We start from the raw sequence: 13461 nt of genomic DNA on the forward strand, positions 1-13461 counted from the left end.
ATCAGCCTATAGATAGTCTTTCTTATAGTCAGTCGTGACAGCTTGCTCAAAATCCGGATGCTTAACGTCCTCATCATTGGTTTTTTTAGGCTGCCACCACCAGTTGAAGAAGCGGCTGCTAGAGCGGCTAACATCGTCGAGTATAATGTACAGCAGCGGCACTAAGATCAGCGTCACTACGGTCGAGAACAGGATACCGAAGGCGAGGGACGTCGCCATAGGGATCACAATTTGCGCCTGCAAACTGCGCTCGAGAATAATAGGCACTAAGCCGACAAAGGTAGTGAGTGACGTTAAGATAATCGCCCTAAAACGATAACAGCCCGAATCCACTGCCGCCTGTCTAACCGATTGGCCTTGCTCCCGTGCACGGTTAACAAAGTCGACCAAAATCAAAGAGTCGTTCACCACCACACCCGCAAGCGCCACTATGCCGCACAGACTTAACACGCTCATCGCGAGTCCCTGAATCAAGTGACCAAACAGGGCACCAATGATCCCGAAGGGGATTACCGACATGATGATTAACGGCTGGCTGTAGGATTTTAGCGGGATTGCCATCAGGGCATAAATGGTAAACAGCGCAAAGAAGAAACCTTGCAGTAAACCGACCATAGCATTCTGTTCATCTAAACTGCCGCCATCTAACGCGGTTTGGATTTTAGGATACTTGGCCTGTAATTGCGGCAGGTAATCCTTTTGGATTTCCTGTACCACTTTTGAAGGTTCGACTATGTTTTTGTTGGCATTTGCCGTAATCGTGATCGCTCGCTTACCGTCAACACGGGTAATTGAGGCGTAGGATTCCCCTTTCTCAATTTGTGCCACAGTCGAGAAGGGAACCGAGGTGCCCGTTGGCGTGCGGATCAGCATGTTTTCCAGATAACCTACAGTGCGGCGTTGCTCTAATGGGTAGCGCACCATCACCTTGATTTCTTCTTTATTACGTAAAATACGTTGGGCTTCATAACCATAGAAACCGTAACGCACTTGGCGAGCTAAATCGGAAAGGGTCAGGCCAAGGGCTTCCGCTTCTGGACGTATCTTTAGTCGAATCTCATGGCTGCCCGAGGAAAAGTTGTCGGCAATATCGTACACGCCTTCGTAGCTGGCGAGTATTTGCTTCAACTCTTTAGAGGCCGCGGACAGTTCATCGAGATCACTTGAGGTCAACCTGAAGGAAATATCGCCACCGGCATCGTTAGTGCTCGCGTTAAAGCTGAGTTTTTTGACCGATAGAAGCTCGGGCAATTGTTCACGCCATGCGGCAGCAATCGTCACACCATCGACTTCGCGGTCTTCACCTTTCGTCAGTTCGGCAAAAATAAAGGCAGAGGTGCGGGAGCTCATATTGATAAAGCTGTGTTTCACCACTTGATAGCCGTTATCTTGCTCCATTTTGTCATTCATCTTGTACAGGGCTTCTTCTATGCTCTGCACCACTTTCAAAGTGTTATCTTCCGAGCTGCCTTCGTCCATTTCCAACTGAACTTGGATAAAGTCCGATGGAATATCTGGGAAGAATACCCAACGCACTTTACCACTGGCGACTAAGGCAATCGACAGGACCAACACACCGATAAAAGCCGCGACCACGTTGTATCTTTGCTTGATACAGCGCTCGAGGAAATTACGATAACTGTGGTGAATAAAGTGCTGCACTCTGTCGTTAAAGTTGGCTTTAAGGCGACCAAAGAATCCCCTTGGCGCACCGGGCTTTTTAAACTTCATGTGTGCTAAATGCGCTGGCAGAATGAACTTAGATTCGACCAAGGAAAAGGCCAAACAGAGGATGACCACCATGCCGATGGATTTCCAAATAATCCCCATAGGGCCAGAAACCATTAACATGGGAATAAAGGCCGCAATCGTGGTTAATACCCCGAAGGTCGCGGGCATCGCCACTTTTTGCGCGCCGCGGATCACGTTTTCAACCGAGTGACCGTGGCGTTCGACTTCTGTGTAGGCGCTCTCGCCGATGACAATCGCATCGTCCACCACTATCCCGAGCACCAAGATAAAGGCGAACAGGGTCAACATGTTGATCGTCATTGAGAAAGGTTCGAGCGGCATGATCAGCATAGTGCCGAGGAAGCATACCGGCAGACCCATCATGACCCAAAATGCCAACTTAAGATCGAGGAACAAGGCTAAGATGATAAATACCAACAAGGCACCGTAAAACATGTTCGACATCATCATGTTTAAGCGGCCCTTGAGGTAGTGAGTCATATCACCCCAAGTATCGAGTTGCGCGTTGGCAGGAAGTGTCGCGCGGCGATCCTCGACGTATTGTTTCACTTGAGCGGCAATGTCTAAGGCATTTTGATCATCAACACTGGTGACTTCGATAATCGCGGCCGGTTTACCGTTAAAGCGGGTATATTCTAACCTTTCTTCAAAGTCATCTTTGATGGTTGCCACTTGCGGTAACATCACCCGGCTACCGTCGGGGCGAGTGGTGACGACGATATTCGCAAAGTCATCACCCGTGTAGGCTTGGCCTTTGGTGCGCAGCAGGATGTCGCCATCTTGGGCGCGAATCGAACCGCCGGGTAAGTCAAAGGAAGAGTTTTGCACCGCTAACGCGACCTGTGTAAATGTTAGGCCGTATTCGCGTAGTTTATCTTCTGATACTTCGATGGCGATTTCATAATCGCGCACCCCAGTCACCTTGGCACGGGTCACGGCTGGCAGTTGGGTTAAATCGTCACGCACCGACTTAGCCAACTCCTTCATATCGTGCAGTGTCATATCGCCATAGACAGACACCCAAATGACGTTATTTTCAGGTTTAATCTGATAGATATTGGGTTTTTCGATGTTCACTGGGAAGGTCGAAATCGCATCTAATCTCAGTTTGGCTTCATCGAGCACGGTTTGCACTTCGTAACCGTCTTCGACTTCAACCGTAATCGAGCCTACCCCTTCGCTCGCCACTGACGTGACCTTCTTGATACCGTTGATATCTTGGATGGCTTCTTCAATCTTGATGTTGATGCCTTCTTCGATTTCCTGTGGCGCCGCGCCCGGATAGGCGACGGAAATATTCAGTAAATTGAGTTCGAAAGAAGGAAAAACCTCTTTATTGATCAAGACAGTGCTGAACAAACCGCCGACGAGTAATGCCCACATTAACAGGTTCGCGGCCACACTGTTGCGGGCGAACCAGGCTAAGATCCCTTTTTGAGTGTCCATTATTTCACCCCAGTGGCCGCAAGACTCGACTCAGGCGTGTCTTCTTTTGGCGTCTCAGTCGGCAATGCCGCTTCACCTAAGACCTTGACCAGTTGACCGTTTGCCATGCTGTTGAAGTGAGTGGTGGCGACGCGCTCGCCCGTTTTTAGACTGTCCTTGATATACACATTGTCGAGATCGCTACGAACGATATTCACATGGCGCATTTCAACAATATTTTTGTCGTTAACTAAGGCGACGTGATCGTTACGAACCACATGGCGGGGTAGTTTAACTATGCCATCGACGGTGCGACCTTTGATGACCGCATTGACGAAGCTGCCATATTTAAGCGGTAAGCTGCCAGCAACTTTATTGGCGCGCAGGTAAGGGTCTTTGATTTCAGCGACTAAATACACCATGCGATTTTCAGCATCGATCACGCCTTCGCTGCGGATAATATTGCCATCCCAAGTATTTTCTTTACCCGCCAAAGAGGCGCTCAGCGTCACTTGAGTATCGGGATTATCGACCGACTCTAGATAGGCTAGATCGTCATTGGAAATCGGTAAGCGGATTTCAGCAACACTAGTGTCGTAGAGTTCTCCTAGATTTGTACCTAAGCTAACATACTGACCTAAATCGACATTGCGCGCTTTGATTATGCCATCGAACGGCGCGCGGATAACCGTGCGCTCAAGGTTACGTTGGGCACGTGCCAGTGCTGCTTGCGCATATTTAACGTTGGCTTGCTCTTTTTTAAGCTGTGGAATACGCAGACCTAACTCTGGGGGTAAACCTTTGTCGTAGCCTTTGAATTCGATTTTAGCGACTTCACCGCGGGCAATTTCTTCGTTCAGTGCAGCGGTGGCTTGGGCCAGTGTCGCTTCGGCTTGCATTAAATCCGCCTCGTAATCTGAGGGCTCGATTTGCGCGAGTTGTTCACCTTTCTTAACTATGCCGCCCGCCACAAAATTAGGGGAAATAGTTAGCATTCTGCCTTGAACTTCGGTCACCAGTTGGGTTTTATATTTTGGGTTAACCACACCGTAGGAAGGTAAGTTTAGCGATACCGTTTGCTGAGTCACTTGCGTCACATCAACGATAGGAATGGGCATCTCTTCAGGTTTTTGTTCTGGCGCTTCCTTGGTTTGCATTAATATTTTTGCGCCTAAGCCAAATAGCAGCAAAATTAATAAAGGAGATGTTCTCCTCAGTAGAGTCTTCATCATATTATTGTTACATCCATGCTAATCGCGTAATGGGGTTAAAGTAGCAGAGTCGGCCGCGCCAATAAATTTATTTTTGTAAATTAAATGTGTCTAAAAGTGATGTTTTGACACATGTGCTCACTAGGTACCGATGTTTTGGCGAAAATTAGAGCAGGTAAATGATGAAAGGTTCACTTAGGTGATTGGAATATATTGAAATAAGAATGAATACATTTGTGAGTTTGTAGATCTAAATGGGCCGTATTTCATGTTCTATATTTTGTGATTAGCTTTTACTCGCCAGTTGATTTATTGCATTGAGTTAAATTTAGGTAATAAAAAAGCCGCATATAGCGGCTTTAGTTGGGTGATTTCAAGCAGAGGTTACTTCTTCTTGCGGGCGATTTTACTCGCTTTCTTTGCCGCTTCTTTCTTACTGGTTTTCTTCGCTGCTTCTTTCGCTTTCACTTTGGCTTTTTTCTTACCCGGTGTCCGCGCTTCTTTGTTCTTAGGACGCAGCTCTTCGATCACGCGGCGTTTCAACGGTTGCTCGATATAACGCTCGATTTTACCGACGATACGCATATCGTGGGCTTCGGCCAACGAAATCGCAGTACCTTTGGCGCCAGCGCGGCCAGTACGACCGATACGGTGAATATAGGTATCGGCAGAGCGTGGCATGTCGAAGTTGATCACATGGGTGATATCGTCGATATCGATACCGCGTGCAGCCACATCGGTTGCCAGCAAGACGTTCACTTCACCTTTGGTAAAGCGGCTCAAAGCTTGGAAACGTTTTTTCTGTTCCATATCGCCACGCATGAAAGCGCAGGCAATACCGACTTTAAGTAACTGGCCTTCTAAGCTAGAAACGATGTCGCGGGTTTTTACGAACACGATAGTCCGTTTCACATCTTCTTGGCGCAGCAGATGACATAACAGGGCAAATTTATGCTCTTTATCATCGGCTAAGTGGATCCATTGGTGGATCTTGGCTTTTTCACTGCGAGGTGCTTCAACATCGATTTCAATCGGATCGTTCAATACTTCACGGGCAAAACGTTGTACACCGCCGCCTTCTAAGGTGGCAGAGAATAGCATGTTCTGTTTGCGGCCTTGGGCTTCGATAGCAATCGCTTGCACCACAGAAGAGAAGCCCATGTCTAGCATGCGGTCTGCTTCGTCGATAATTAAGATATCGACTTCTTGGGCGTTGAAATTGCCTTTGTCTAAATATTCCATCAGGCGGCCAGGGGTCGCGACCAGAATATCGACGTTGCCCGCTAAGGCTTCTTCTTGTGGTCCGTAAGGCACACCACCGGTCACGATCGCTATGTCTAAACCTTGGCCTGTGGCTAAGTGACACGCATAACGGTGGATTTGGCTGGCTAACTCACGGGTTGGCGTGAGGATCAGGATACGTGCTTGCCCAGCGAAACGGCGGGGGAAGTCGATTAAATGTTGCAACGATGGCAGTAAAAAGCTCGCTGTTTTACCTGTTCCTGTCGGGGCGCGCGCGAGAATATCTCTTTGCTCTAGGGCATAAGGGATAGTTTCTTGCTGAATAGTGGTGGGTGAATGATGCCCCATGGCATTAAGCGACTCTAATAAGCTAGGGTCAAGCTGGAAATCTTCAAATTGCATGCGCAGCGTCTCGACGGATAATAGCGAGGCATTATAAAGGTTATAGCGGTTAACTTAAATAACTTATCTAGATCTACGGTGTTTATCTTCTTAGCCGGTAAAGTTTTATGGTAATAGGCATAATTTAATTACTTTAAACTCAATGTATTAGCATTTAATTTGGGGGGAATTGGCCCCTTCGTTACCTTTGCCAAACTTAGCGACCTTTACTTTACGTGTCAGGGCTGGGCTCGATATCAGTATTTAAGGTAAAAATCTCGGATCAATTGCACCATGGTTTGGGTGTATTGGCCTGAAAGTTCTCGAATAGTGATATCACTGATCTTAGGGGCAATTTGAGGGTGAGTCTTGTGTGCAAGTACGCAGAGTACTCTATTCGCGCTTTTCCCTACGATGCTAATAAGGTTAGTTATTTCAATCAGACTGAGCTGTGAGTGTGCTAAAATCTCATTGAAACGCGCCATGCTTTGCATTGGTAATATGAGGCTTGCGTTTCCTTGCGGTGCTAGGCACACATGAATGGCATCGAGTAGCGCGGTAAAACTTAAGCTATCTGTGTGACGGGCCATAGCGCGCTGGGATTGTATCGCTTGTGTGCCTTGCTCAAAATAGGGCGGATTACAAATGATGTGATCAAAATACTCTTGATACTCAATCTGTTGGCAAAATTCTTGGATGCTGCTGTTGACTAAGGTGAGTCGATTCGTCCACGGACTATTGTGGAAGTTATGCTGGCAAGCCTCGGCTGCACTTGTGTCTAACTCCACACTGGTAATGTGTGATTGGCTGCGCTGCGCTGCCATTAAACTGAGTAAGCCGCTGCCAGCACCAATATCTAAAACGGTTTTTGCTGCTGTCAGTTGAGCCCACGCGCCTAGGACGACACTGTCTGTGCCTACGGCCATGCCGCAATTCATATCATCGATATGAAATTGTTTAAAAGTGAATGCCATGGAGAGTTAATTTTTGCCGTTCTAAGGTGGTTAGGCCCAATATTGGGCGGGCAGTATTCTAATTCTAGCCCTCGTTTTTAGCCAATGCTTTTAAACAGAAGGTGTAGCCCTAGATGTATGAATTTGTGTCGGCATAAGATTTTATTTTTTAAGGCGCAATAAAGATTTTACTTAATTAACGCTTTATTTTATTGCCTTAGAAACCTTTTCTTAGCAGTTAATTAGCATTATTTCGCTTTTTTTATGTTAATGGTCTTGTTGTCTTGTATTAGAACTTTAAGTCTGGTATTAGTTTCGCCCCCATTTTTAATCACTTTTATGATTAACGGATAGGTAAACGAGTTTAGTGGTGAATTAGTAGTCAGTGCGGCTGCACAAAAGTTTGTCATAGATTATAAACTCGACAGATATCGAACATATTTACCACGGAATTGTGTAAACAAAGATTTGCACTCCGGATGGGCTTTGTTTTAGCTATGGCTAATCGACACATAATCACTTAAGTTTGTAAAAAAACAATAAGACAAGATGGGGCTTCCAGTGCAAGACAATCAGATGAGTATCGCAGATACATTGGGCTTAGGTTTTATGACCTTCGCATTCTTTTTAGGGGCAGGTAACCTAATTTTTCCACCGTTCGCGGGAATGTTAGCGGGCGGTAATATGCCCCTCGCCATGTTGGGTTTTTTGATTACCGCCGTAGGTTTACCTTTAGTTGGACTGATTGCTGTCGCTAAGGCTCAAGGTAAGGTTATGGCTATGCTGCCAGTATTTGCAGCAACGACATTGGCTATCGCGATTTATATCATTATCGGCCCTGCATTTGCTGCGCCGCGTACCGGTTTAGTGGCTTACGAGATTGGCGCTAAGCCCTTTATCGATGACACCACGGCCACATTTTTACTGGGCAGTTTAGAACTGAACCTGTCGCAACTGCTATACACCATGTGTTTCTTCACAGTCACTATGTTATTGGCGCTTTTCCCTGGCAAGCTGCTCGATAGCGTAGGTAAAGTATTAACGCCTATTTTATTAATCTTGTTAGTTGGATTGGCTGCATCTGTGATGTTTTTACCCGCATCCGAAGTGGGCCAAGCCGTGGGCGATTATCAAAACCATCCGCTGACCAAAGGTATTTTGGAAGGCTACAACACTATGGATACGTTAGCGTCCTTAATGTTTGGTATGCTGATTATCGATATCCTGCGCAAAAAGGGGATTGATCAACCCAGTGCTCAAACTAAATATCTGATCCGCGCCGCCTTTATTGCTGCCGCTGGTTTAGCTTTTGTGTATGTGTCGCTGTTCTTTTTAGGTGCGACCGCAGGCGATATCGCCATCGGTGCTAAAAATGGCGGCGAGATTTTAACGAACTATGTGACCCGTGAATTTGGTGATTTAGGCTCAGTCTTGTTGTCATCGGTCGTGACTTTAGCTTGTTTAACCACAGCGGTGGGCCTTGTGAGTGCATGTTCTGAGTTCTTTAATGAGCTAATGCCTAAACTGTCTTACCGTTTCCTGGTGATCTTTTTAAGCTTGATATGCGCTGTGATTGCTAACGTGGGTCTTACGCAGCTTATCGCCATCAGTATTCCCGTATTAATGACGATTTATCCTGTGGCAATCGCCTTAGTGGTCATCACTTTCTTGACCGCTTATTTTGCGAATCCACAGTTTGCACATCGTGCAGTACTGAGCGTGGCACTGTTTTTCGGCATCTTCGATGGTCTTAAAGTGGCAGTGAAAGGTTTGACTGACGCTGATGGTCAAGCGGTGAATGGCTTAGCGCAGGGCTTTATCCATGTCGTAGATGTGATGTCTCCCGTGTTATCTAAGCTGCCACTCTATGAAGAAGGCATGGCTTGGTTACTGCCAACGATTGCAACCATAGTACTGTGTTTAGTGTTTGGTCGTGATCAAACGCCTGCTGCTTAAGCCTTGTACTCGCGTTTTTACGCGGGACTCAGTTAAGCTGATGTAGGCTTAAATCTAGTTAAGTTAATATCAACGGCGTATCATTTGATGACGCCGTTTTTTTATGGAGTTTTTGTGCCTAAGACATATCAGCCCGATCCGCTCATTGATGTTTTTCTTGATGATCTCTGGTCGAGCAAGGGACTGAGTGACAACACCTTATCGGCCTATCGCACCGATTTGCGCCATTTTGATCGTTATCAAGCTCAGCAAGGGGTAACGCTGCTCGCGGTTTCTCAGGCGGATGTCAGAGCGTATTTAGCCTTTAGAGTCGAGCAGGATTTTGCGCGCACCAGTAGTGCTCGGCTGCTCAGCAGTTTGCGGCGTTTCTATACCTATTTAGTGCAGACCAAGCAGATTTCAGCCGATCCTATGGCCCTAGTCGAGTCGCCTAAATTAACCCGCCATTTACCCGATTCATTGAGCGAATCACAGGTCGATCGCTTGTTGTCTGAGCCCAATGTGGAAGATGCCGTCGAATGTCGCGACAAAGCCATGCTAGAGCTTTTGTATGCGACAGGCTTGAGGGTGAGCGAGCTCGTTGGCTTGACTATGGAGCAGATGAGCCTGCGCCAAGGCTTAGTGCGCATTGTGGGTAAGGGCGGCAAAGAGCGTCTCGTGCCGCTGGGTGAATTAGCTATTACCGAGGTCGAGAGCTACATGAAGTTTGCGCGCCAAGAGCTGCTCGGTAATAAACAGTCCGATGTGGTGTTTCCGTCAAAACGCGGGCAGATGATGACGCGGCAAACCTTTTGGCATCGGATTAAGTTGTATGCCCTGCGTGCAGGGATTGAAACCGCATTATCACCGCACACATTGCGCCATGCTTTTGCTACCCATTTGCTGAATCACGGTGCCGATCTGCGGGTGGTGCAATTGCTGTTAGGCCATAGCGACCTGTCGACCACGCAGATTTATACCCATGTGGCGCGGGCAAGGTTGCAGGAATTGCATCAACAGCATCATCCAAGAGGCTGAAAAAGGATTTAGTTACAGCATAAATTTGCTTTCCGCGCGGCTTGTCTGTAACTTTTTGCCCCCATACGGGGTCTATTAAGTATATCGCGTTTGAACGACCCCAAAATCTCCTCGTCGAGACCCAATTTATAGGATGTCCCATGAAGTTAACCCGAGCATTATCTTTAATTTTTGCCCTTGTTGTAGCTCCTCTTGCTAACGCCGCAACAGCGACCTCGCCAGATACCGCTGCTATTAAGCAAAAACTGACTGAGATGTTGGATGTTGAAGTCATTTCTATGCAGGATTCGCCGATTGAGGGTTTATATCAAGCCATGACCAACCGCGGCGTGCTCTATATTAGTCGTGATGGATCAAAACTGTTCCACGGCAGTTTGTATGACCTAGATAAAGGCATGAAAAACTTAACGGAAGCAGCATTAGCTGGCCCACGTTTAGAAATGATGAAGCCGCTTGAAGATAATATGCTTGTCTATAAAGCGAAAAATGAAAAACATGTGGTCACTGTATTTACCGATGTGAGCTGTGGTTATTGTCGTAAATTGCACAGCCAAATGGCTGATTACAACAAGCTTGGCATTACCGTGCGTTACTTAGCCTTCCCACGTGCGGGCGTGCCGTCAGCCAACGCCGACGAAATGCAAGCCATCTGGTGTGCTAAAGATCCATTAAAAGCCATGACAGACGCTAAAGCTGGCCAAAAAGTATCTGCCGCCACCTGTGATGCTAAAATTGCCGAGCAATATGCTTTAGGCACCACCTTTGGTGTGAATGGTACGCCTGCAATCGTGTTAGAAGATGGCAATATGATCCCAGGTTATCAACCCCCTGCGGACTTATTACGCACCTTAGAAGCTCGTCAGTAACAGTCAAAATAATCAAATTTATCCCACTAAAGGTGAGCTTAAGGCTCACCTTTTTGTTATCTTATCGCCACGATTTCATGAGAGTTTGAGTCCCTTGATCCATAAGATAGTCCGTCGCCCAACCGTTGATGATAGCCATTTACCCGCTCATCTTTCGCCGCTATTGAAGCAGCTTTACGCCCGCCGCGGTGCGCTCACCCACGAATGCGAACTTGTCCTTAAGGGCCTATTAAGACCTGAAACCATGAAAGGTTTGCCCGAAGCAGCAAAGCTTATTGCCGATGCCATGCAGGCGAATAAGTCGATTTTGATCGTCGGTGATTTTGATGCCGATGGCGCGACCTCAACCAGCGTATGTATGCTGGCGCTACGGATGATGGGCGCAGTGAAAGTGGACTATTTGATCCCCAATCGCTTCGATTACGGTTACGGCTTAAGCCCTGAAATTGTTGCGGTTGCGGCGTCTAAACAGGCTGAAATGCTGATCACTGTCGATAACGGTATTTCATCGATTGATGGCGTTGCTGCGGCCAAAGCCTTTGGTATGCAAGTGGTGATTACTGACCATCATTTACCCGGACACGAGTTGCCTGCTGCTGATGCGATAGTGAATCCGAATCAACCCGATTGCCCATTCGCGAGTAAATCGATTGCCGGTGTCGGTGTCGCCTTTTATTTGATGACAGCATTAAGGGCTGAACTGCGAACGCGAAACTGGTATCAAACGCGCGGTATTGCTGAGCCTAATCTCGGCACGCTGCTCGATATCGTTGCCCTTGGCACCGTTGCCGATGTGGTATCGCTGGATGCCAATAATCGCATTTTAGTCGAAGCGGGTTTGCAGCGCGTGCGAGCGGGCCGCTGCCGTGTGGGGATTACCGCACTGCTTGAAGTGGCGAAGCGAAATCCTGCGCGTATTGTTGCATCTGATTTTGGTTTTGCCGTGGGTCCAAGGCTTAATGCCGCAGGCCGGCTCGATGAAATGGCGCTAGGGGTCGAAACCTTACTCTGTGAAGACATGATGTACGCGCGGCGTATGGCGGCCGAGCTCGATGGGTTAAACCAAGAGCGTCGTGAGCTGGAAGTCGGCATGCAGCAAGAAGCCTTAAAAAGCCTTGAGCACTTAAAGCTCAACGAAGACGAGTTACCTTGGGGGATCGCGCTATTTCAAGAAGATTGGCACCAAGGCGTCATTGGTATTCTGGCCTCGCGCATTAAAGACAAATACCACAGACCCGTGATCGCCTTTGCCGATGCCGGCAATGGTCAAATTAAAGGCTCGGCGCGTTCAATCAAAGGCTTGCACATGCGCGACTTGCTCGAGCTGGTCAACACGCGCCACCCAGGACTGATTATCAAGTTTGGCGGTCATGCGATGGCGGCGGGCTTATCACTCAAAGCTGGCAGTTTTGCTACGTTTGCCAAAGCCTATGATGATGCGGTGCGTGAACTGCTCAAACCTGAACTGCTAACTGGCGAGCTGTGGTCCGATGGTGAACTCACTCCCACGGAACTGAATCTTGAGATGGCCCAGTTACTGCGCAATGCCGGGCCTTGGGGACAAGCCTTCGAAGAGCCATTGTTTGATGGCTATTTTACGATAGTGCAGCAACGCCTCGTCGGCGAGCGCCATCTTAAGCTCGTGCTCGAAACCCAGTGCGGCACTGTGATGCTCGATGCGATTGCTTTTAATGTGGATTTACACACTTGGCCCGATGCGACCATTCACCATGCCCGTATCGTTTATAAGCTTGATGTGAATGAGTATCGCGGTAATTTCTCGCTGCAACTCATGGTTGAGCAAATCGAAGCCATGTAGTTGCAGTAATAGATAACGTGGTTATAGCCTAGGTCTTGAATGCCAAATGCTGCACTTAATTGGGGATAAAAAGGGAATTGAGTCATGCCGACATATAGTGTGAGTTGTGATCAAGCGGAAATGGATTTTGAGGTTATTCATGGCTTTATCAGTAACAGTTATTGGGCACAGGGCATGCCAAAGGCATTGCTGCGTAAAGCGTTAGCCAATAGCCTGTGTTTTGCTGTGCTTGATGGTGAAGCTAAATAAGTGGCCTTTGGCCGCTTAATCACAGATAAAGCCACCTTTGCCTACCTTGCCGATGTGTTTGTACTTGAGTCGCACCGTGGTTTAGGCTTAAGTAAGTTGATGATGACATCAATTATGGAACATCCTGATTTACAGGGATTAAGGCGGATAATGCTCGCCACCCGCGATGCCCATGGACTCTACGCCCAGTTTGGCTTTAATGCAGTCGATACGCCTGAAACCTTAATGCAAATTCGGCTTGAGAATCCCTACCTTTAGGCTAGATTTTATTGACGTAAATTCTATAAATATCAAGATAAGGACATCTGTTATGACAGGAAAAACTCAGCCAACGACAGTAGCCGATAGCGTGAAAGTGAAAGGCCCCGCATCATATTTCCCTTCTATCGAGAAAACTTATGGACAGCCGATCGCCCACTGGCTAACGCTATTGCAAGGTCTCAAAGGTAAAAAACATATGGAAATGGTGGCTTGGCTTAAGAGTGAGCATCAACTCGGTCATGGGCATGCCAATGCGCTGGTGGCGTATTTTATTAACGAAAAAAGTTGATAGCGGTACTTAGCATGACACAATTACAATATGCCTATCT

9 protein-coding genes and 1 pseudogene are annotated in these 13461 nt (G+C 47.4%); 6 read left to right on the top strand and 4 right to left on the bottom strand.

The features are described from left to right. Positions 1 to 6 precede the first annotated feature (6 nt). From MO387_RS09260 to MO387_RS09275, 4 genes are all read right to left on the bottom strand, one after another. Positions 7 to 3198, bottom strand: coding sequence for an efflux RND transporter permease subunit (locus MO387_RS09260; RefSeq protein WP_107948972.1), 3192 nt, complete (start codon positions 3196 to 3198; stop codon positions 7 to 9). Then, positions 3198 to 4409, bottom strand: coding sequence for an efflux RND transporter periplasmic adaptor subunit (locus tag MO387_RS09265; protein ID WP_107948970.1), 1212 nt, complete (start codon positions 4407 to 4409; stop codon positions 3198 to 3200). Before MO387_RS09265 ends, MO387_RS09260 begins: the two co-directional genes overlap by 1 nt. Before the next feature lie 363 nt (positions 4410 to 4772). Then, positions 4773 to 6032: an ATP-dependent RNA helicase SrmB gene (gene srmB, locus MO387_RS09270; protein ID WP_006080348.1), complete on the bottom strand. Its 1260-nt coding sequence runs from the start codon at positions 6030 to 6032 to the stop codon at positions 4773 to 4775. Between the two features lie 236 nt (positions 6033 to 6268). Continuing rightward, positions 6269 to 6985 carry a methyltransferase gene (locus tag MO387_RS09275; RefSeq protein WP_107948968.1) on the bottom strand — a complete coding sequence of 239 codons (717 nt, stop codon included), beginning with the start codon at positions 6983 to 6985 and terminating at the stop codon, positions 6269 to 6271. A 528-nt stretch (positions 6986 to 7513) separates the two neighbouring features. On the opposite strand from MO387_RS09275, the gene brnQ reads away from it, so the two are divergent. The 6 genes and pseudogenes from brnQ to MO387_RS09305 all read left to right on the top strand — a co-directional run bounded on the left by brnQ (position 7514) and on the right by MO387_RS09305 (position 13421). Next, the gene (gene brnQ, locus MO387_RS09280; RefSeq protein WP_199908753.1) at positions 7514 to 8920 is read left to right on the top strand and encodes a branched-chain amino acid transport system II carrier protein; all 1407 of its coding nucleotides are present in this window, start codon (positions 7514 to 7516) and stop codon (positions 8918 to 8920) included. 114 nt (positions 8921 to 9034) lie between these two features. Further along, a complete protein-coding gene (gene xerD, locus MO387_RS09285) occupies positions 9035 to 9937 on the top strand; it encodes a site-specific tyrosine recombinase XerD (protein ID WP_006080351.1) in 903 nt (300 codons plus the stop codon). 140 nt (positions 9938 to 10077) lie between these two features. After that, positions 10078 to 10803 carry a bifunctional protein-disulfide isomerase/oxidoreductase DsbC gene (gene dsbC, locus MO387_RS09290; protein ID WP_107948964.1) on the top strand — a complete coding sequence of 242 codons (726 nt, stop codon included), beginning with the start codon at positions 10078 to 10080 and terminating at the stop codon, positions 10801 to 10803. Positions 10804 to 10897: 94 nt separating this feature from the next. Further along, positions 10898 to 12622, top strand: coding sequence for a single-stranded-DNA-specific exonuclease RecJ (gene recJ, locus MO387_RS09295; RefSeq protein WP_107948962.1), 1725 nt, complete (start codon positions 10898 to 10900; stop codon positions 12620 to 12622). Between the two features lie 84 nt (positions 12623 to 12706). Beyond that, positions 12707 to 13129 (top strand): annotated as a pseudogene (locus MO387_RS09300) (GNAT family N-acetyltransferase). A 52-nt stretch (positions 13130 to 13181) separates the two neighbouring features. Beyond that, positions 13182 to 13421 carry a DUF4287 domain-containing protein gene (locus MO387_RS09305; protein ID WP_107948960.1) on the top strand — a complete coding sequence of 80 codons (240 nt, stop codon included), beginning with the start codon at positions 13182 to 13184 and terminating at the stop codon, positions 13419 to 13421. The last annotated feature ends 40 nt before the right edge of the window (positions 13422 to 13461 follow it).

The organism is Shewanella sp. N2AIL, from assembly GCF_022690845.1.
GTDB classification, from domain to species: Bacteria; Pseudomonadota; Gammaproteobacteria; order Enterobacterales; family Shewanellaceae; genus Shewanella; species Shewanella baltica.

What these genes read in the sequence shown, in the direction of transcription:
- MO387_RS09260 (WP_107948972.1), bottom strand. Translation starts at nt 3,198, where the DNA reads ATGGACACTCAAAAAGGGATCTTAGCCTGGTTCGCCCGCAACAGTGTG.
- MO387_RS09265 (WP_107948970.1), bottom strand. Translation starts at nt 4,409, where the DNA reads ATGATGAAGACTCTACTGAGGAGAACATCTCCTTTATTAATTTTGCTG.
- srmB (WP_006080348.1), bottom strand. Translation starts at nt 6,032, where the DNA reads ATGCAATTTGAAGATTTCCAGCTTGACCCTAGCTTATTAGAGTCGCTT.
- MO387_RS09275 (WP_107948968.1), bottom strand. Translation starts at nt 6,985, where the DNA reads ATGGCATTCACTTTTAAACAATTTCATATCGATGATATGAATTGCGGC.
- brnQ (WP_199908753.1), top strand. Translation starts at nt 7,514, where the DNA reads ATGGGGCTTCCAGTGCAAGACAATCAGATGAGTATCGCAGATACATTG.
- dsbC (WP_107948964.1), top strand. Translation starts at nt 10,078, where the DNA reads ATGAAGTTAACCCGAGCATTATCTTTAATTTTTGCCCTTGTTGTAGCT.
- MO387_RS09305 (WP_107948960.1), top strand. Translation starts at nt 13,182, where the DNA reads ATGACAGGAAAAACTCAGCCAACGACAGTAGCCGATAGCGTGAAAGTG.